General features: G+C 68.9%; 18 protein-coding genes. 3 read left to right on the top strand and 15 right to left on the bottom strand.

The window, feature by feature from the left end; translation table 11 throughout:
- From ABCS02_RS14285 to ABCS02_RS14275, 3 genes are all read right to left on the bottom strand, one after another.
- Nucleotides 1–3,594: ATP-binding cassette domain-containing protein (locus ABCS02_RS14285; protein WP_345836312.1), on the bottom strand; the 3,594-nt coding region annotated here is incomplete at its 3' end.
- A 157-nt stretch (nucleotides 3,595–3,751) separates the two neighbouring features.
- Nucleotides 3,752–4,441, bottom strand: a complete 690-nt coding sequence (locus tag ABCS02_RS14280) for an SDR family oxidoreductase (protein ID WP_345836311.1) — start codon at nucleotides 4,439–4,441, stop codon at nucleotides 3,752–3,754.
- 12 nt (nucleotides 4,442–4,453) lie between these two features.
- Nucleotides 4,454–5,536, bottom strand: a complete 1,083-nt coding sequence (locus tag ABCS02_RS14275; RefSeq protein ID WP_345836310.1) for a Gfo/Idh/MocA family oxidoreductase — start codon at nucleotides 5,534–5,536, stop codon at nucleotides 4,454–4,456.
- 27 nt (nucleotides 5,537–5,563) lie between these two features.
- Between ABCS02_RS14275 and ABCS02_RS14270 the strand changes: the two genes are divergently transcribed.
- Nucleotides 5,564–6,031, top strand: a complete 468-nt coding sequence (locus ABCS02_RS14270; protein ID WP_345836309.1) for a nuclear transport factor 2 family protein — start codon at nucleotides 5,564–5,566, stop codon at nucleotides 6,029–6,031.
- A 9-nt stretch (nucleotides 6,032–6,040) separates the two neighbouring features.
- Here the strand turns inward: ABCS02_RS14270 and ABCS02_RS14265 are convergent, their stop codons facing one another.
- The 12 genes from ABCS02_RS14265 to ABCS02_RS14210 form a co-directional block, all read right to left on the bottom strand.
- Nucleotides 6,041–6,868 carry an IclR family transcriptional regulator gene (locus ABCS02_RS14265; protein ID WP_345836308.1) on the bottom strand — a complete coding sequence of 276 codons (828 nt, stop codon included), beginning with the start codon at nucleotides 6,866–6,868 and terminating at the stop codon, nucleotides 6,041–6,043.
- A 202-nt stretch (nucleotides 6,869–7,070) separates the two neighbouring features.
- Nucleotides 7,071–8,549, bottom strand: a complete 1,479-nt coding sequence (locus ABCS02_RS14260; RefSeq protein ID WP_345836307.1) for a carboxylesterase/lipase family protein — start codon at nucleotides 8,547–8,549, stop codon at nucleotides 7,071–7,073.
- 22 nt (nucleotides 8,550–8,571) lie between these two features.
- The gene (locus ABCS02_RS14255) at nucleotides 8,572–9,249 is read right to left on the bottom strand and encodes a cupin domain-containing protein (RefSeq protein WP_345836306.1); all 678 of its coding nucleotides are present in this window, start codon (nucleotides 9,247–9,249) and stop codon (nucleotides 8,572–8,574) included.
- Nucleotides 9,250–9,284: 35 nt separating this feature from the next.
- Nucleotides 9,285–9,965, bottom strand: coding sequence for an isochorismatase family protein (locus tag ABCS02_RS14250; RefSeq protein ID WP_345836305.1), 681 nt, complete (start codon nucleotides 9,963–9,965; stop codon nucleotides 9,285–9,287).
- Between the two features lie 45 nt (nucleotides 9,966–10,010).
- Nucleotides 10,011–10,799 carry an SDR family oxidoreductase gene (locus ABCS02_RS14245; RefSeq protein ID WP_345836304.1) on the bottom strand — a complete coding sequence of 263 codons (789 nt, stop codon included), beginning with the start codon at nucleotides 10,797–10,799 and terminating at the stop codon, nucleotides 10,011–10,013.
- Nucleotides 10,796–11,956 (bottom strand): alpha-hydroxy acid oxidase, encoded by a 1,161-nt coding sequence (locus ABCS02_RS14240; protein ID WP_345836303.1) that lies wholly within the window; start codon nucleotides 11,954–11,956, stop codon nucleotides 10,796–10,798. The genes ABCS02_RS14245 and ABCS02_RS14240 overlap by 4 nt, the downstream gene beginning before the upstream one ends.
- Complete coding sequence (locus ABCS02_RS14235; RefSeq protein WP_345836302.1) at nucleotides 11,949–12,335, bottom strand: nuclear transport factor 2 family protein; 387 nt, start codon at nucleotides 12,333–12,335, stop codon at nucleotides 11,949–11,951. Before ABCS02_RS14235 ends, ABCS02_RS14240 begins: the two co-directional genes overlap by 8 nt.
- A 105-nt stretch (nucleotides 12,336–12,440) precedes the next feature.
- Nucleotides 12,441–12,836, bottom strand: a complete 396-nt coding sequence (locus ABCS02_RS14230) for a limonene-1,2-epoxide hydrolase family protein (RefSeq protein WP_345836301.1) — start codon at nucleotides 12,834–12,836, stop codon at nucleotides 12,441–12,443.
- A gap of 12 nt (nucleotides 12,837–12,848) precedes the next feature.
- A complete protein-coding gene (locus tag ABCS02_RS14225) occupies nucleotides 12,849–13,004 on the bottom strand; it encodes a DUF1059 domain-containing protein (protein WP_345836300.1) in 156 nt (51 codons plus the stop codon).
- A gap of 28 nt (nucleotides 13,005–13,032) precedes the next feature.
- On the bottom strand, nucleotides 13,033–14,679 hold the full coding sequence (locus tag ABCS02_RS14220; RefSeq protein ID WP_345836299.1) for an FAD-dependent oxidoreductase: 1,647 nt from the start codon (nucleotides 14,677–14,679) through the stop codon (nucleotides 13,033–13,035).
- Between the two features lie 7 nt (nucleotides 14,680–14,686).
- Nucleotides 14,687–15,985 carry a cytochrome P450 gene (locus ABCS02_RS14215; RefSeq protein WP_345836298.1) on the bottom strand — a complete coding sequence of 433 codons (1,299 nt, stop codon included), beginning with the start codon at nucleotides 15,983–15,985 and terminating at the stop codon, nucleotides 14,687–14,689.
- Nucleotides 15,986–16,037: 52 nt separating this feature from the next.
- Nucleotides 16,038–17,336, bottom strand: coding sequence for a cytochrome P450 (locus tag ABCS02_RS14210; protein WP_345836297.1), 1,299 nt, complete (start codon nucleotides 17,334–17,336; stop codon nucleotides 16,038–16,040).
- Between the two features lie 251 nt (nucleotides 17,337–17,587).
- Between ABCS02_RS14210 and mftG the strand changes: the two genes are divergently transcribed.
- Both mftG and ABCS02_RS14200 read left to right on the top strand, forming a co-directional pair.
- A complete protein-coding gene (gene mftG / locus ABCS02_RS14205; protein WP_345836296.1) occupies nucleotides 17,588–19,105 on the top strand; it encodes a mycofactocin system GMC family oxidoreductase MftG in 1,518 nt (505 codons plus the stop codon).
- On the top strand, nucleotides 19,102–19,536 hold the full coding sequence (locus ABCS02_RS14200) for a nitroreductase family deazaflavin-dependent oxidoreductase (protein WP_345836295.1): 435 nt from the start codon (nucleotides 19,102–19,104) through the stop codon (nucleotides 19,534–19,536). The genes mftG and ABCS02_RS14200 overlap by 4 nt, the downstream gene beginning before the upstream one ends.
- Nucleotides 19,537–19,547: the final 11 nt, after the last annotated feature.

The following is a 19,547-nucleotide window of genomic DNA, read 5'->3' as shown; positions in this document are numbered from 1 at the left end:
CGTGAGGTCGGTGCGTTGGTTGGTGGTGCCGACGAAGACGTCTTTGATTTGTTCGAGGCGGTTTTGGGTTTCGGTGGCGGTTCCGGTGTAGAGGAGGTTGCCGCGGGCCATGACGTAGGCGCGGTCGGCGATGGTGAGTCCGCTGGTGATGTGTTGGTCGACGAGGAGGACTCCGACGCCGGTGTCGGCGACGGTGCGGATGGTGTGCATGAGGTTGTCGACCACGATCGGTGCGAGTCCGAGGGAGAGTTCGTCGATGACGAGGACCTCGGGTTTGCGGGCGAGGGCTGCGCCGACGACGAGCATTTGTCGTTCCCCGCCGGAGAGGAGTCCGGCGGCGCGGTCGCGGATCTTTGCCAGTTGCGGGAAGTATTCGTACGCGATGTCGGGGTTCCCGCCGCCGAGGACGAAGTGGTCTTGCACGGACAGGCTGCGGACGATGTTGCGTTCCTCAGGGACGTACGCGAGCCCGTTCCGCACCCGCCGGTACAGGGGGGTCCGTTTGGTGGGGGTGCCTTTCCACAGCACGTCGCCCTTCATGGGTTTGATGACCCCGCAGATCGTTTTCAGGGTCGTGGATTTCCCGGCCCCGTTCGGTCCGATCAGCAACACCACCTCACCGCGGTTCACGGTCAGGTCGATGTCGCGGACCGCGGGCAGGTCCCCGTACCCGGAGGTCAGCCCACGGATCTGGAGTTGTTGTTCATCGGTGACCGACGCCCGCACGGCGGGGGTTTCGGTGACCCGGGCCGCGCCGACCGTTTCGACCCGGTCGGGGGTTTCGATGGTGACCGTTTCGACGACCACGACCGTTTCCGGTTCCGGGGCGGTGACCCCGGTGTCGGTGTCGCCGAAGTACGCGTCTTTCACCTGCGGGGACGCGGCGACCTGTTCCGGGGTGCCCGACGCGATCACCGCGCCCTGTTCCAGGACCACGATCTGGTCGCACACGTCCATCACCAAACCCACGTCGTGTTCGACCAGCACGATCGTCATCAACCAGTCATCCGCGAGCCGCCGCACCAGCCGGCCCAGTTCCGCGGTCTCGTTCTCATCCAACCCCGCCGCCGGTTCGTCCAGCAGCAGCACCGACGGGTTCGCTGCGACCGCGCGGGCGATCGCGACCAGCCGCCGCCGCCCGAACGACAAGTCGGATGCCATCGTGTCCAGGTCCCCGGTCAAACCGAACTCGTCGATCGCGGACGACGCGACCGGAGACAGTTTCGGTTTCCCCGGCCGGAACAAGTCGGTCACATACGCGCCCAGGTCCCGCCGTTCACACGCGGTGACAATGTTGTCCCGCACCGTCATCGCGTCGAACAACTCCAACGACTGGAACGACCGCCCCAAACCCGCCCGCGCACGCCGGCGGGTCGGCCAGCCCATCACGTCCTGATCGTTGAGCAGCACCCGACCGGTCTGCGGGTGCACGAACCCGGTCGCCGCGTCGATCACCGTGGTCTTCCCCGCCCCGTTCGGACCGATCAACCCCACAATCTGACCCGGCACCGCCTGGAACGACACCTTCTTGACTGCGTGCACCCCCCCGAACGACACCGACACATCCGACAGTTCCAACGTGACCGGCGCGACCGGCTCCACCCGACCCCGCACCCCACCCGCCGTCGCGGCGTCTGCCGTTTCGGTGGTCGCGGCGTCCGCGGTCTCGGTGGCGGCGTCTGCCGTCTCGGTGGTGTCTGCGGTTACGGCTGGGGTCTTGCGGTGGAAGAGGCGCGCCACCCAGGCGCGGGTCGCGGCCATGGTGGAGAACCCGCCGTTGGGCAGGTACGACAACTGCACCAGCAGCAACAGACCGAGCACGACCTGCACGATCGTGGAGGTCCCGATCAACTGCCGGATCGAGAACGGCAGCAACCCCAACGGGTCGATCAACCCGCCCATGATCGCACCCGCGACATACCCGATCCCACCGATCACCGTGTACAACACGATCGAGATCGAGTGGAAGAACGAGAACATCGGCACGAACTGCACGATCGGGCTGGAATACGTGATCAACAACCCGCCGACACCTGCCAACGCGGCAGCCAACGCGAACGCATACAACTTCGCTTGCGGCACGTTGATCCCCAACGCGGACGCAGCCCGCTCATTCGTCCGCACCGCGATCAGACGCCTGCCGGACCGGCCGCGGCGGAGGTTCATCACCCCGAACGAGGTCACCGCGAGCAGCACCACACACACCACCGCCCACCGCACCGGATACACCAACCCGGACAGGCTGAACCCGAACAGATCCGGCGACCCGATCGAGCCCGCCGCAGCCTGCCCGCCACCCAGAGCGGAGTTGTCCAGGAACTGCTGCTCGATGAACACCGCGAACGTCAACGTCACGATCGCAAGGTTCATCCCCCGCACCCGCACCGCCGGCAACGCGATGATCAACCCGACCAGGATCACCGTGATCACCCCGACCACCGCGCCCAAAAGGAACCCGCCACCGGCCATCACGATCCGAGTCCCGACCCACCCGGCCAGGCCCGCCAACGCCATCTGCGCCAACGAGATCTGCCCCGCATACCCGCTGACTACCACCACCGACAAACAAATGATCCCGAGCGCCGCGCTGATCGAGAGCGCCCCCAACGCGGACGGCGACAAGAACACCAACAACAACACCCCCGCGACCACCAGGATCGCCACCGTCACCCACCGGATCTTCCCGTCGGTCAGCATCGGCGGTTTCGCGAGATCCTCATCGGTCCGGCTCGTCACCGAAATGTTCCGGACCAGCAACGCGACCACCACCACGATCACCGACACCAACGCCTGCACACCCGCGATCGGCCACGACGGGTTACTGGTCTGCAGCAACGTCAACTCCGACTGCAACACCCCGATCAACAACCCACCCGCAAGCGCCAACCAAAACGACCGGAAACCCCCCACCACCGCAGCCACCAGGAACGGCACCACCATCAAACTCAACTGCGTCACCGACAACCCCACGATGTTCACGATCATGATCGCCGCCAACACCGACAAGAAACCCGCCAACCCCCAGTTGATCAACGCCACAAAATCCCGCGACACCCCATGCGTGTCCGCAACACCCTCCGCGACCGCCGTGGTCCGCTTCCCGAACCGGGTATACCGATACACCGGCACCAAAACCGCGGTCAGAACAACCCCGACCCCCAACAGAATCAACCGGTCCACCGACACATCCGCGTTCCCCCACAACGGAATCGAATCCTTCGGCAACACCGGCGCCGGAGCAGACGGAGCCCCACCCCACGTCCCCAACGCCCACGCATACAACACCGCGAAAAACGCCAAACTCGCAACCAACTGAATAATCGGCTGCGCATTCCTCAAACGCCGCACCACCACCGCATAAAACGCAACATTCAACAACACACCCGCACCAAACGCGAGCACCAACGCCACCACCAACGGAACACCCGCACCCCGCAACAGGTAAAACGCGAACGCCCCCACCATCCCCACCGCACCCGACGCGAAATGCACCACACCCGACGCCCGATACACCAACACCAAACTCAACGACCCAAGACCATAAATAGCCCCAGACCCCAACCCCAGAATCGCAAAAATCAGAATCTCGTTCATACCACGAACTCCGGCATCGAAATGGTCCTTCCGGGACTGCTGTGTCCTCAAAGATGTCCGACCCAGGGATTCCTCTCGGCATCGAAAGGAAGGTCGGTCTGCTGGACGCTACAGACCCGCGGACGCGGCCGACGTCACCGGTTCGCCTGACGAACCACTACCGGCGGACGGACCCGCCATCGACGACGAGCGTCTGGCCGCTGATGAAGGAGCTTTCCGGGCCCAGCAGGAACCGCACGGCGCCCGCGACGTCCTCCGAATGCCCGGCCCGTTTCAGCGCGCGACCGGCGATCTGCATCGCCTCGCGATCGGCGTAGTCGGGCGTGAGGCCGGTCTCGATCAGGCCCGGCGCGACGACGTTCACGCGCACGTCGCGGGCGCCGAGCTCGCCCGCCAGCGAGCGCGCGAAACCGACGAGACCCGCCTTCGTGGCCGTGTACACGGCGTAGCCCTCGACCCCCTTGAAGACCATCGCCGACGCCACGTAGACGATCGACGCGCCGTCCGGCGTCAGCGGCAGAAGACCCTGGGTCAGGGCGATCGTCCCGGTCAGGTTGACGTCGATGACCCGGCGCCACGTCTCCCGCGGCTCCTCGGCCAGCGGTCGCTGCTGGATGACGCCCGCGCAGTGGACGATCGACGCGAACGACCTCCCCTCGAGGGTTGCGATAGCCGCGTCGATCGATGCGAGATCGCCGAGATCGCAGGCGACGAAGGCGACGTCGTCCCGGGCCGGACGCTCGCGATCGATCACCGTCACGTTCGCGCCGGCCTCCCGGAGGGCAGTCACGATCGCCGCGCCGATGGCGCCGGAGCCTCCGGTCACGAGAGCGTCGGTGTCGATCACAGCGCCTGCCTTTCAGCGATCACGTCGCCTGCGTCTCGGAAGGGAAAGGTCCAGGCGTACCTCGCGGTCCTCCTCGACGGACACCACGATGGCGCGCCCGATCCGTGCGTCGAGGATCGCGGCGGTCAGCGGGTACGGCGGGGCGGCACCGTCGCGCACCCACTCGGCCGTGGCGTCCAGGAACGACGACAGCGCCCACGCCTCGTCGGTCTGTCCCGTCGAGTGCGGCGGCCGGCGGGCGACGACGTCGCCCTCGAAGACGAGGGACTCGGTGCCGCCGTCGAACACGTCCATCTCGTCGCCGCGCCGCACCCGCATGATCCGGGACGGGACGATCGTGCGGGGGCCGACGATGCGGGTCACGACGTCGTCGCGGATCTCGCCGTGCGTCCCGCGGACGGTCATCGCGGCCGGGATCAGCCGGTTGTTCCACTGGTTCGCGGTGAAGTCGTAGAACCCCAGGAGACCGTCGTCGAACTCGATCGTCGCGACGGTTCGCGCTCGCTCGCGGGGCTCGAGGCTGTCGTCCCACCCCTGCCGGCCGAAGACGTCGACGATGCTCGTGGTCCACTCCCGTGCGCGGACGCGGACCGTGCGCGGGTTCACGCGGAGCGCGAGGCGGAGGAGGGCCGCCGCGTGATGCAGTTGCGTGGACGAGATCGACGCCGAGGTCGGCATCCCGATGACGCCACGCGCGATCAGCTCGAGACGCGCCGCGTGGAGCGGATAGCGCGGGTACTGCTCCGCGACCGCGACGGTGTCGGCGTAGCGCTCGGCGAGGCCGTCGAGCCGCTCGGGGGAGGCCGGCGGCGTCTCCACCACGACCCGGGCACCGTGCTCGACCGCGAGCGCGATCAGGTCCGCCGACGCCTCGGGAGCGACTGCCACGAAGACGAGCTCCGGTTCGACCTCCCGCAGAACGGTGGCCGCGTCACCGGCGGCGGTTGCGGCGTGCTTCCGAGCGAGGGAACTCGCCGCGCCGGTGTTCCGCGCACCGAAGCCCCGCAACACGAAGTCGGGATGCCGCGAGAGCGCGTCGGCCAGCTGATCCGCGCGCCATCCGCTGCCGAGTATCACCGTCGATATCGGATTCATGCGGCCTCCGATGAATACTGTATTCCCGTGAGCACAGAGCGATCCATCCGCGATCTCGTCCTCGAGCATTTCGCCACGGAGGACCGGAAAGACGTGCCGGGAAACCTGGCCACCTTCACCGACGACTGCTGGTACGAGATTCCCGCGCTCGGCGTGTCCGTGCGCGGGAAAGAGGCCATCGGCCGCCACATGACCGACCTCGGCCGGTTCTTCCCCGACCTCGTCAACCTCGATCCGCAGATCGCGGTCGCGGGACGGGAGGTGTGGGTGCGCACACGTGTGCGCCGGACCCACGGACAGACCTGGATGGGGATCGAGCCGACCGGACGCGTGATCGAGACGACGACGGTCTCGTACTTCCGCGTCGCCGACGACGGCCTCTTCGAGTGCGAGGTCGTCTACCTCGACGTGCCGGATCTCCTGTTCCAGCTCGGTCTGACCGCCGCCCCCACGGGCAAGGCGATCGTCGACCGCCTGGTCAGTCGTACACAGTAGACACTTACGTCAGCAGAGATCCACCTGCGTCGACGCGCGGCGGGTGATCCCGACCGCGGTGTGCATCACGGTGTTCGCGATCGACTCCAGCTTGATGCGCGACGAGGGCCCCGCGACCGAGACCGCACCGATCACGTTGTTGCGGGAGTCGAAGATCGGCGCCGCGACACTGGAGTACCCGGGCCAGCTCTCCTCGCGGTCGTAGGCGACGCGCGTGCGGCGCACCTCGCGGAGCGAGGAGGTCAGCATCTCGGGCGACGTGATCGTCCGCTTCGTCATGGCGGGCAGCGGCGACCGGTTGAAGTGCTGCTCGATGACGTCCGGCGAGAGGTACGCGAGCATCGACTTGCCGGCGGCCGTGGAGTGCATCGGCATCTGGTCGCCGATCATCCACCGGGCGGCCTGGCCGTCCTCCGCCGCGAGCCGCTCGACGCACACGGCCATCGGCACGCGCAGCGAGCTCAGGTACACGGTCTCGCGCGTCGTGGCATGCAGGGCACGCAGGAACGGGTTCGAGATCGCCCGGAGGGACTTCTGCACCCGGACCTTGGAGCCCAGCTCGAACATGAAGAGCGAGAGGCGGAACCGGCCGTTGCTCTTCTCGAGGAGGCCGGTCTCGACCATCCCGGACGCGAGCCGGAAGACCGTCGCCTTCTTCAGCTGGGTGCGCTGCGTGAGCTCGGACAGCCCGAGGTCGGTCTCACCGGACAGAAAGGCCCCGAGGATCAGCCGCACCTTGGCGAGCACCGACCCGCTCTCGGCGTTTGCCGCGGGCTCGCTGTAGAGCGCCTCGATCTCGGCGAAATCATCAGTCGGATGGAAGTCGAGAAGTGTCACCGTGCTGCCTCCTTCGGCAAGAGCGTCGCCGCTCATCCGGCCCGTCCAACCCTGTAACGGAAGTTCATACACTAATGTATACGAAGTCCCTTCGCCTGTCACCTACTGATGATCCACATGCTGAGGGGCATGCGGAAGAGGGGTCGGAACAACGACGGCGAGTCGCGCATCCGTCGGATGCGTCGCCGATCGGGCGGCAGGGTCAGCGAGCGTCGAGCCAGAGCCGGCGGGCGGCCGCACCCGGGTCCCCCACGGGACGGGAATCCGCGCCGAACTCCATCGTCGTCCGCGCGGACGCGTCGTACCGGCCCCATTCCGGCAGCTCCGGCGTCGCCGGGTCGCCCGTGCGCGCGAAGGCCGCCCAGGCGTCGTGCATCCGGTCCGCCAGAGGCTGCGGCGGATGCGGACCGGCGAACTCGGTCACGCCCGCGGCCGTCAGCTGGTTGAAGACGAACGGCAGCTCGAGCAGGTGGCAGGCACCGAGCCGGCCGTCCTGGGCTCCCGACGGCCACGTGAAGAGGTACATCCAGACGTCCGGGTCGGACGCGGCCCGCGCCTCGGCGAACCGGATGGCCGGGATGCGGAAGATCATGTCGGTGAGGATGCGCGACAGGATGTCGCCGGGCGCGGCATCCGGCAGCTCTTCGCGGTAGACCTCGAGGAGCCGGTCGGGGTCGCGGTGCATCCGGGACACCCGGCGCTGCAGCTGCTCCTCGGCGAGCTCGGGCGCCATCACCGACCAGAGCCCGTTCTCATCCAGATTCGTGCCGAGGAGGATCGGGATCCCCGGAGCCGTGGTCCGGGGCCCGGCAGCGGGGTCCACGACGGGACTGAACGCCGAGGTCACGGGCCGGCCGTCCTCCGCCCGCACGGCGCCGGGCGTCGTGCGGAGCTGGGCGGCGACCGCTCCCTGGGCCCGGAGGACGTCCTCGACGGGCAGACTCTTCAGCTCGGCCACCCCGGAGACGCCGGCGGCCTCCAGGAACAGGGCCGTGACCTGCGCGGCCACGTGCGGAGTGTGGAACGGCTGACCCGCCCCGCTCTCGAGGATCGCGCCGTGGAAGAGCCCCTGCGCCTCCGGCATCCCGAGCAGGGCGTCGATGCTGATGGCGCCGGCGGAGCCGCCGGCCACGGTCACGCGTCCGGGATCCCCGCCGAAAGCCGCGATCGTGTCGCGCACCCAGCGGAGCGCCGCGATCTGGTCGAGGAGGCCGTTGTTCCCGGCGCCCGGCTGCGCGCCGTCGACCTCGTCGAGGGAGAGGAAGCCGAGCGCCCCGAGCCGGTAGTTGACGGTCACGACGACGAGGTCGTGCCGGCGCGCGAAGGAGGAGCCGTCGTACCACGACATCGCGCCGGATCCGACGGTGAAGGCGCCGCCGTGGATCCACACGATCACGGGCCGGAGCGCACCGTCCACGCCCGGCGTGAAGACGTTGAGGGTGAGGCAGTCCTCGCTCCAGTCCGGGAACTCCGGCAGCGGTGCGCCGAGCCTCTGCGGGGACTGGGCGGACGCCGGCCCGAATCGGGTCGCGTCCCGCACCCCGTCCCAACCGGGATGGGGCCGAGGGGGCTGAAAGCGCAGATCTCCGACGGGAGGCTCCGCATAGGGGATGCCCGCGAAGAGCAGAACCCCGTCGCCTTCAGCGCCCTCGACGACCCCCGACGGGGTCGTCACGCGCATGCGCGTGTCTCCATCGTTCGGATCAGGCGTTCTCGCCGGACACCTTGAGCGGCGGGCCGCCCCACTGGATCTCGTCGCGGATCTGCGCACGCCACTGCTTGCGCTGCTCGACGAGGGCGAGGAGCTTCTCCTCGGTCTCCTCCCAGTAGGTGTAGCCGCCGTTGCCGGTGGCGATCCAGCCCTCCTTGAGCTGCTTGATCTCGATGTTGTCCCACTCCTGGTCCTCGCGCGGCACCGTGAACATGAAGTCCACGAACGTGGCCGGCTTGTCGGAGCGGTTCACCGGGTTGTGGAACGTGCCGTTCACGACGACGACGTCGCCGGCGGTGATGACCAGGTCGCCGCCCGGCTGCTCGAAGACCATCTCGCCGTCGAGGCAGATGAGGAGGTCGATCGTGTCGGTGCGGTGCATGCCGCCGCTGCGGTCCATGCCCTGCCCGGGAGGCATCGTCGCGAGGTAGGCGCGCATGCCGCCGTAGGGGGCCTGGTTGCCCGGCTTGAGGTGGGTGCGCATGTGCTCCACCTGGTCGCGGTAGAGGGGAAGCGTGGGGAGCTCGTCCCAGCCCCACAGCCCGCTCATGATCGCGCGCAGCTTGCCGCCGGGCTGCGTCGTGACCTCGGGGTTGGTCATGTCGACGTAGCTCGTCGACACGGTGCCCTGGTCGTCGATGTCAGCCGTGTTGATCAGTCTGATTCTCATCGTGTGTCCTTTCGTCTGCGAAGAGGAAGCGGCGGTCAGGCCCGCGAGCCGATGACCTCGATCACCTCGTCGAGCTTGGAGAGATCCGCGTACTTCGCGGTCATGTCCAGGAGCTCGACGCGGTGGGAGAGCTGCGAGCGGTCCGCGACGCACTCCAGCGGAACGGTCACCCGGTAGTTCAGGTTGAACGCGTCGTTGACCGTAGCCCGGACGCAGCCGCTGGTCGTCATGCCGGTGACGATCAGGGAGTCGGCGCCGACGTAGTTCAGCATCCCCTCCAGCTGCGTGGCATAGAACGCCGACGGCTTGGGCTTCTTGATGACGATCTCGCCCGGCTCCGGGGTCAGGATGTCGACGATCTCGTGCGCCTCCGGCGGCCCGTCGAACGGGAACGTGCTCGGGGTCGGCCGGCCGCGAAGCCACGCCCCGACCTCGGCGCCCGCGAGCGGCTCGGTCACGGTGTAGAAGATCGGGATGCCGGCGGGACGCGCCACGTCGAGGAGGCGACGGATGCTCTCCGCGCACGGCTCGCCGGTCTTCGCCCAGCCGCTCGGGAAGCGGTCCTCCACGAAGGCCCGGGTCATGTCGACCACGACGATCGCGGGTCGCTCGCCGATCCCCCAGCGATGCTCGGCACCCGCCCCCCACCACTTCTCGAGGCCGGCCCGGTCCTCCTCGGGGAGGTCGGGCAGGAGTTCACTGAGTTCGACGGGCATGTGCTCGTTCCTTTCGGCAGGGGGATCGCGAGGGGGGAGGAACCGTCAGAGGGTGGTGTAGCCGCCGTCGACGACGAGCGTGGTACCGGTGATGAAGGTGGACTCGTCAGAGGCGAGGAACAGCGCGGCGTTCGCCAGGTCCTCCGGGGTGCCCCATCGGCCGATCGGGATGTGGGTCGTCACGCTGTCGATCCACGACTGGTCGGAGCCCGCGGCCTCGAACAGCTGCTGCGCCATCGGCGTCCAGGTGGGTCCCGGGGCCAGGGCGTTGGTGCGGATGTTGTACGGCGCGAGGTCGTTAGCCATGACCTTCACCAGGTGGTTGATGCCCGCCTTGGAGGCGCAGTACGCCGCCTGTCCCGGCCGGGCGGAGATGCTCAGCTGCGACGAGGTCAGGATGATCGAACCGTGGCCCTGGCCGGCCATGCGCCGGGCCGCGGCCTGCGCGGCGACGAAGGCGCTCGTGAGGTTGAGGTCCACCGTGCGACGCCAGGTCGCGATCTCGATGTCGAGGAACGAGACCTCCGCACCGCTCCCCCCGACCGTCGTCAGGAAGACGTCCACGCCGCCCAGCGCGTCCGCGGCACGGTCGATCGCGCCGACCAGGTCCGCGTCGTCGAGCGCGTCGACGGCCTGGGTCTCCACCTGTCCGCCGGCGGCACGGATGCCCTCGGCGGTGGCGTCCAGCAGTTCGCGGTTGTTGTCGAGGGCCCACAGGTTCGCCCCGGCGGCGGCGAGGGTCAGCGCGGTCTGCTGACCGATGCCGCCGACGCCCAGCACCACGACCTTCTTGCCCTGGAGCCTCCCGACTCCGGATTCAGCGCTCGTGCTCACGGTCGGTCTCCCATCACCAGGTAGCTCGGATCGAGATCAGCCACCGACTGGCAACCGAGAAGTCGGAGGGTGGTCGACAGCTGGTCGCGGAAGACCTCGAGGATGCGGGAGACACCGGCACCGCCGGCAGCGCCCAGGGCCCACACGTACGGGCGTCCGATCAGGACGGCCCGCGCGCCGAGGGCAAGCGCCCGAGCCACGTCGTTGCCGCGGCGCACACCGCTGTCGAGGAGCACCTCGAGGTCGGACCCGACCGCGTCGACGATCTCTGGCAGCGCGAAGATCGTCGGACGCGCGCCGTCGATCGTGTTGCCGCCGTGGTTGGAGACGATGATGCCGTTGGCGCCCGCGTCGACGGCGCGCCGGGCGTCGTCGGGGTTCATGATGCCCTTGACGATCAAGGGACCGCCCCACAGCTCGCGGATCCACTCGAGGTCCTCGAACGTCGGGGAGTCCTCGAGCATGGTCTTGGACGCCGTCCACATCTCCGTCGGCTGATTGTTCTGCACCCACATGGGGGTGTTGACCTGCATGCCGTCGCGAAGGAAGTCGAGCAGCCACGCGGGCTTGAAGGCGAACTGCGGACCGTACGTCAGCGCGTTCCTGAGGTTGACCGTGAGCGGGCCGTCGACGCGCATGCGGGCGTTCCGCTCGCGCTGAGCGTAGGCGGCGAGGTCGATGGTGACCACGAGCGCGCCCGCGCCGGCGCGCTTGGCGCGGTCGATCATGACCTCGACGTTGCTGCGGCCGCCGACGAAGTAGAGCTGGAAGAAGACCGTGCCCTTGGAGGCGGCGATGACCTCTTCGATCGGGTAGCCCATCATCGTGCTGACCACGGCGATCGTGCCGGCGTCGCCGGTCGCGCGAGCAACAGCCGGCTCCCCGTCGCGGTGGACGGTGCGGACGTTCCCGGTCGGCGCGGTCAGGACCGGCATCGAGACCGGGAAGCCGACCACGGTGGTCGAGAGGTCCGGGTTCGGAACGGCGACACCCGTACGGGGGCGGAACTTCAGGGTCTGGAAGGCGTCCTGGTTCTCCTGCACGGTCTTGCCGAGGCCGGTACCACCCTCGACCATCTGCTGGGTGCCCTTCGGCATCCGCTTTCGGCCGTAGTACTCCGCGTCCTCATAGCTGAGGATCTTGGACACGTCACGCATTGCTGTTGTTCTCCTTCGCGAACCACCACTGCCGGAAGACGACGCAATCTCCGTCGTCATCGAAATCGAGGACGTACACCCCGTCCACCAGGTAACTCAGCTCCGCCTCAGGGAAGGTGAAGCTGTAGGAAATGTGGACCACGCCGCGCGGTCCGTCCACGGCCAGGATGTCGAACTCGAAACCGGGATCCGTGAAGGAGCCCAGATCCTTCCAGAACTCCCGGATGTCGCTCTGCTCGGTCGTGACCGCGAAGGGGCGCTCGTAGTACTCGCGCGTGCTCCGGAAGAGCTCCATCGCCGCCTCGAGGTCCGTCGCGAGCCATGCGTCTCGCAGCCGGTTCATCCAGCGTTCCGCGACAATCGCCGTGGATGCGCTCAAGTTACGTTCTCCTCCCGAGCTGACTGCCCGAGTCTAAGTACGCCTCCGCGCGGTCGTGCCTCGCGGTTCGCCTGATGAACCGCTGCCCGGTAGGGACGGGCCGTCCTAGCCCGCGGTGCCGAGAGAGGCCAGCTGCCGCTCGAACTGGCCCATGTCGAAGTAGTCCCGCCATTCGACGATGCGCCCGTCGCTCACCCGGAAGCTGCCCATGACCGGGATCGAGAGCTGCAGCTTCCCGTCGGGCGAGAGGAAGTCGTCGAGACGCTCCGTGAGGACGATGTCACCGTCCTGGGCGAGCGAGACCAGCTTCCAGTCCGCCAGGAGGGCAGTCCCGAGGCCCGAGGCATCCATCGACGCCCGCCACCCCGCACGGCCGACGATCGGGTCCATCGGGATGTTGTGATAGAAAACGTCGTCCGCGAGGAGCTCCCCGGCCGCGTCGATGCGCTGCGCGTTGAGGTGATCGAGGAACTGCCGTACCACGTCGGCTGCACAGGGCATCGACGTCTCCTTTCAGTCGGGGACGACCGTGGCCATCGTCAGAATCGCGGCCCGCGGGTACGCCCGGCCGTGCACGCTGCTCAGATGAGCCTCGACGTGCTCGACCAGCTCGTCCTCGGAGCTCTCGACGAAGGTCTGCCCACACGGACAGGTCAGTTGGTATGTCATAGCGATCCTGCGATCCTCTCGTCCGCGGTCATGCGCTCTCGGTCGCGAGCGCGACCTGGCGCATCTCCTCCACGTCGACGATCTTCACACGCGGGCGGCCCTGCCGTCTGCCCTCGGCCCGTTCCTGCCGGTCGATGCGCGACCACCCCTGGTAGTCGATCGCGTTCGGGAGGAGGGCGGCGACATCGTCCGAGAGCTCGGCGGGTCCGAGCGCACCGGACTCCCAGTCGGCGATGAGCGCGTCGACCGTCGCCGCGGCATCCTTCTTGTTGGTGCCGATGACCCCGGTCGGGCCGCGCTTGATCCAGCCCGCGGTGTAGACGCCGGCGACCGGCGCGTTGGATGCGGGGTCGATGACGCGACCGCCCTCGTTCGGCAGCGTTCCCGCCGACGCGTCGAAGGGCAGGCCCGCCATCGCGCGACCGCGGTAACCGATCGATCGGACGACGAGGGAGGTCTCCAGGCGCTCGACCGTCCCCGTCGGGACCGCCGTGTGCGCGCCGCTCTCGGTCATCCGGTTGTGGGACACCTCGAGCGCCTCCACGTGGTCCTGGCCGATGAGTGCGACGGGTGACGACAGGAACCGAAGCACGATGCGACGCTTCCGCGTGGGCGTGACGTCGGCGAGCTCCTGCAGCTGCTCGAGCTTCAGCGCGCGCAGCGCATCCGCCGCCTCGCCCGGCTCGCCGCCGAAGTCCACGGTCACGTCGAAGTCCTCGTTCTGCGCGAGGCCGAGGACCTCGGAGAGCGTGAACGCGGCGCTGCTCGCGTCGCGACGCCCGAGCACGACCACCTCGGTGATGTTCGAGGACCGCAGCGCCTCCAGGGCGTGGTCGGCGATGTCGGTCTTCGCGAGGGTCTTCGGGTCGCTCGCGAGGATGCGGGCGACGTCGAGCGCGACGTTGCCGTTGCCCACGACCACCGCGCGGGTGCCGCTGAGGTCGAACGCGGCCTCCCGGAAGTCCGGGTGTCCGTTGTACCAAGCGACGAACTCGGGGGCGCCGACACTGCCCGGCAGCTCCTCCCCCGGGATGCCGAGGTGGCGGGAGGCGCTCGCGCCGTTCGCATAGACGACCGCGGAGTACCGGCGCGCGAGCTCGTCGTGCGTGATGTCGGTGCCGATCTCGGTGTTGAGGAACACCCGCACGTTCTCGCGCTTGAGCGTCTTGTCGAAGCGGTCGAGCACGTCCTTCGTCTGGGCGTGGTCGGGCGCGACGCCGAACCGCGCGAGACCGCCGGGAACCGGCAGCCGCTCGAAGACGTCGACGCGGACGTCGAGGCCGCGGATCTTGAGGAGCTCGTCCACGACGTAGGAGGCCGCCGGACCCGTGCCGACGACCGCGACGCGCAGGGTCTCCCCCGTACGCGCGACGGACCGACCGACCGTGGGCACCGGGAGCCGGACGTAGTCACGGCGTCCGGAGACCTCGTAGAAGCTCGCGTTGATCCGCTCGAAGATCTCCTGCTCGGGCTCGAGATCGAAGTCGGGGACGATCGCGCTGACGGGGCACACGGCCACGCACGCGCCGCAGTTGATGCAGACCTCCGGGTCGATGTACAGCATCTCGGCCGTCAGGTAGTCGGCCTCCCCGGGCGAGGGGTGGATGCAGTTGACCGGGCAGACGGACACACACGCGGCGTCGTTGCAGCAGCGTTCGGTGATTACATGCGGCATGTTCGGGTCAGGCGGGAGTCAGGCGAACCGGAAGGCTGTTGAGCCCGCGGAACTGGTAGCTGACGAAGTAGTCGAGATCGGCGTCGGTGAGGGGCGTCGAGATGTCGGAGAAGCGCGCCAGCAACCGCTGCATGGCGATGCGGATCTCCGCCCGGGCCAGCGGGGCTCCGAGGCAGAAGTGGATGCCGTGGCCGAGGCTCAGGTGCGGCGTCCCGTCGCGCCCGTCGAGACGGATCTCGTCCGGGTCGTCGAAGCGGGCGCCGTCGCGATTCCCGGAGGCGTACGCGAGGTACAGCATGGAGCCCGCGGGGATCGCGACGCCGCCGACCTCGGTGTCCTCGGTCGCGTAGCGGAACATGCCCTGAGCGGGGGCCTCGAGTCGGAGCATCTCCTCGACGAACTGCGCCACCAGGTCGGGGTCCTCGCGCAGCTGCGCGGCGAGCTCGGGCTCGCGCGCGAGGCGCAGGACGCACGCCGCGATCAGCTTGGTCGAGGTGTCGTTGCCGGCCACGAGGACCGCCATCGAGATCTCGAGCTGCTCCGCTCGCGTCAGGGGCTCGCCCTCGGGAGCGGCCTGCGCCAGAACGGTCAGGAGGTCGTCCTGGGGGTTCTCCAACCGGTCGTCGAGGAGCGAGTTGAAGAGTGCGTAGAACTCACCCTGGGTCTGGATGACGGTCTTCAGGTCGTCCGGGCCGATCGTCGGGCTGAGCGGCTTCAGGAAGTCGTCGGACCACCTCTTGAACCTCTCCAGGTGATCGGTCGGCGCCCCCAGCACACTGGAGACGGCCTTCAACGGCAGCGGCACGCCGAACGCCGGGATGATGTCGATCTCCCCCGACGTGTCGAACGCATCGATCAGCTCGTCGACCATCTGGGTGAGCTGGTCCTCCATGTTGCGGACCTGGCGAACCGAGAACGCCCGGTTCACGACGGAGCGGTGCCGGCTGTGCTGCGGCGGGTCGGCGTTCAGCAGGACGCCCTGCGCCTCGCGCACCTCACCGCCCTGCGCGAAGAGCTCCGGCTCGCGCTCGAGCAGCGCCATCGAGGCCTCCTGCAGCCGCGCCGCTTGCGCTGGGCTGCTCTGCATCCGATTCGAAAAGAGATTCGGCTGCCCGGTCACCCCGACGATGTCGTCGTAGCGGGTGACCACGAAGGCCTCGATGGCGGGCTCCCAGTACACGGGGGTCTCGGAGCGCTGCTTCTCGTAGGCGAGAAAGGGGCACCGTACCGCGGCGTCTTCGAGCCGGAACAGCGCGGCGGTACCGTCCGGCGCGGCGTTCTCACGGGAATCAGCGGTGATACTCATGGTCCCATTCTCCTCTTCGGGGACGCCCGCGGACGCGGGCGTCCCGGTTGTTCTACTCGGCGCGCGTGACGTGAACCGGCAGGCTCTCGATGCCGCGGAACTGGTAGCTGCTGATGTACTCGATGTCCTCGTCCGCCAGCGGCGTCGAGATGTCCGAGAAGCGCTCCAGCAGGCGCTGGATCGCAATGCGGAGCTCCGCACGGGCGAGCGTCGCGCCGACGCAGAAGTGCTCGCCCTGGCCGAAGCTCAGGTGCGGCGTCGTGACGTCGCGGCCGAACACCAGCTCCTCGGCGTTCTCGAAGCGCGACTCGTCGCGGCTGCCCGAGGCGTACAGGAGGAAGAGCACGGAGCCCTGCGGGATCGCGACGCCGGCCACCTCGGTGTCGGCGGTGGCGATGCGGTAGAAGCCCTGTCCGGGAGACTCGAGACGCAGGACCTCCTCGACGAAGTCGGACACGAGGTCCGGCTCCGCGCGGAGGCGCGCCGCGAGCTGCGGGTCGCGCGCCAGGCGCAGCACCATCGCGGTGATGATCTTCGTCGTGGTGTCGTTGCCCGCCGCCATGACCTGGAGGGACGCCTCGAGGATCTCCGGCTCGGTCAGCGCCTCGCCGTCGATGTTCGCCTCGACGAGCGCGGTGAGCAGGTCTTCCTTCGGGTTCTGACGCCGATCGGCGATCTGCTCGCGGAAGTACGTGTAGAACTCGATCTGGCTGCCCAGCGCGTCCTTCATGTCGACCGTCGTGAGGTGCGGGTTGAGCATCTTCAGGAAGTCGTCGGACCAGCGCTTGACGTCGGCGGTGTGGTCGATCTCCACGCCGAGCGCGTTCGCGATGACGGTGACGGGCAGCGGCACGGCGAAGTCGCGGACGATCTCGACGTCGCCCGACGCGTCGAAGCCGTCGAGCAGACGGTCGACGAGCTCGGTGAGGCCCTCCTCCATCTTGCGGACCTGGCGCAGCGTGAAGGCGCGGTTCACGAGCGCGCGCTGGCGGGCGTGCTCCGGCGGGTCGGCGTTCAGGAGGAAGCCGGCGGGGCCGCGCAGCTGCCCGGCGCGCTCGAAGATCTCCGGCGCCTCGCCGAAGAGCGCGCCCGCGACCTCCTGGACGCGACGGTCGTGAACGGGGCTGTTCTGGACGCCGTTCGAGAAGAGGTTGGGCTGGCCGGTGATCGCCACGATGTCGTCGTAGCGCGACACGACGAACGCCTCGATGCGGGGCTCCCAGTAGACGGGCTCGTCGGTGCGCAGCTTGTCGTAGATCCGGAAGGGGCAGCGGATCGCCGCGGGCTCGAGATCGAACAGCTGGCCGCTGTCGGTCGGCGCGCCCTCACCGATGTCAGTCGTCGTGCTCATGGTCCGGATCCTCCTCGATCGGGTTCCCGCGAGAGGGCGTCGTTCGACGCCGGTCGACCCTCGCGGCCATTGAATGTGCTGGGCAACCAGTAGAGCGCGATCCGCGGCCTCGCGCGCGTCATGGTTCGTTGAACGAACCGCCCGCGGAGGGGGCGCCGGGCGGTCGTCAGGATGGGCGACGGATCGATGACGATGCGAGGCCGGAGGAGCGCCATGACCGAGTTGATCGCCACCCCGTGCGAGGTCGCTTCGTGAACGGTTTCGACGTCATCGTCGTCGGCTCCGGCTCGTCGGGGGGAACCCTCGCGGCGCGCCTGAGCGAGAACCCGGATCGGTCGGTCCTCCTCCTCGAAGCCGGGCAGGTCTTCCGGTCCGCCGGCGAGATGCCCGTCGAGCTGCTCGAGCCCTCCCGCATCTCGGCGGCGATCCCCGGGGAGCCGACGACCTGGACGTTCCAGGCCGAGATGACGCCCGGCCGCCGCGTGCCCTACGCCCGCGGCAAGGTCATGGGCGGTTCCAGCACGATCAACGCGTGCTACTTCGTCCGCGGCACGAAGCAGGACTTCGACACGTGGGCGCGTCTCGGCAATGACGAGTGGGCCTTCGACCGGGTGCTGCCAGTGTTCACCCGGCTCGAGACCGACCGCGACTTCGCCGGTCCGTATCACGGCGCGAGCGGGCCGGTCCAGGTGTCGCGGCAGGCCGGGCTGGCGCCCGAGTTCGCCTCCGCCTTCGACGCATCCTGCCGCGCGCTGGGCTTCGCGGACGACCCCGACAAGAACGCGCCGGACTCGCGCGGCGGGATCGGCCCGCTGCCGATGAACATCGCGGACGGGGTCCGCTACGGCTCCGCGATGGCGTACCTGCTCCCGGCGATGGGGCGGCCCAACCTCCGCGTCGTGGGCGGCGCGCTCGTCCAGAAGGTGCTCTTCGACGGGCAGACCGCGATCGGCATCCAGGCGCTCGTCGACGGACGCCTGCAGAACTACTACGCGGACGAGGTCGTCCTCTCGGCGGGCGCGCTGAACACGCCCCAGGTCCTGATGCTGTCCGGAGTCGGCCCGGCCGAGCATCTCCGTGAGCACGGGATCGACGTCGTCCACGACCTCCCCGGCGTCGGTCAGGGTCTCAGCGACCATGCCATGGTCGGCGCCGCGTGGGAGTCGTCGGCCCGGCTCTCCGAGGACCTGACGAAGGGCTCGGTCAACCCGATCCTCCACTGCGCGGTCGAGGGCGGCGAGATCGAGATCATCCCCTTCGTGCTGACGAATGAGGCGATGCTCGGACTGGGCGGGAACGAAGGCGGCACGGCGAGCATCGCGGTCGTCATGCTCCAGCCGGAGAGCCGCGGCACCGTGAGTCTCGGCTCGGCGGATGCCACCGACCTCCCGGTCCCGCGCTGGAACCTGCTGAGCGCCCAGGCCGACCGGGTGAGCCTGCGCGAGGGCGTCCGGCTCGCCGCCGAGATCTTCGACCAGCAGGCCCTCCGGGGCATCGGCGGCCGCCTTTCCGGGTTCCCCGAGGACCTCAGCGACACGGCGGCGCTGGACGCCTGGCTCGACCAGAACGTCGCCGCGGGGCATCCGTCGTCGACCTGCCGGATGGGCCCCACCTCCGATCCGGGCGCCGTCGTCGATCAGCGCCTGCGGGTGTACGGACTGGACCGGCTGCACATCGCAGATGCGTCGGTCTTCCCGACGCTCACCTCCCGCGGTCCGAATGCGACGTCGTTCCTCGTCGGGGAGCGCGCGGCCGAGCTGCTCGGATGAGCGACGGCGACTACGCGCCGAGCCCGCGCGAGTACATCGCCCGGCAGGTCGCCGACTACGAGCGGACCGGCGGCGTCGAGGGCGGCATCACCGTCGGCGCGCCCTGCATCATCCTCACCTCGCGGGGCGCGCGCAGCGGGAAGGTGCGGAAGACGCCGCTCGTCCGCGTCACGGACGGCCGGAGCTACGTGGTCATCGGCTCGCACGCCGGCGCCCCGACCGATCCGGCCTGGGTCCACAACCTCCGGGCGGATGCGGACTGCCGGCTGCAGGACGGCGCCGTCCTCCTCGACTATCGCGCGCGGGAGACCGAGGGCGCCGACCGCGCGTCGTGGTGGGCGCTGGCGACCTCGGTCTGGCCGGCGTTCGACGACTACCAGGCGAAGGCCGGCCGACTCATCCCCCTGTTCGTCCTCGAGCCGAAGGCCTGAGGACTCCGGCG

Source organism: Microbacterium sp. X-17, assembly GCF_039615055.1.
The sequence above is the reverse complement of the archived record's forward strand: the minus strand, read 5'-3'. Positions and strand labels throughout refer to the sequence as shown.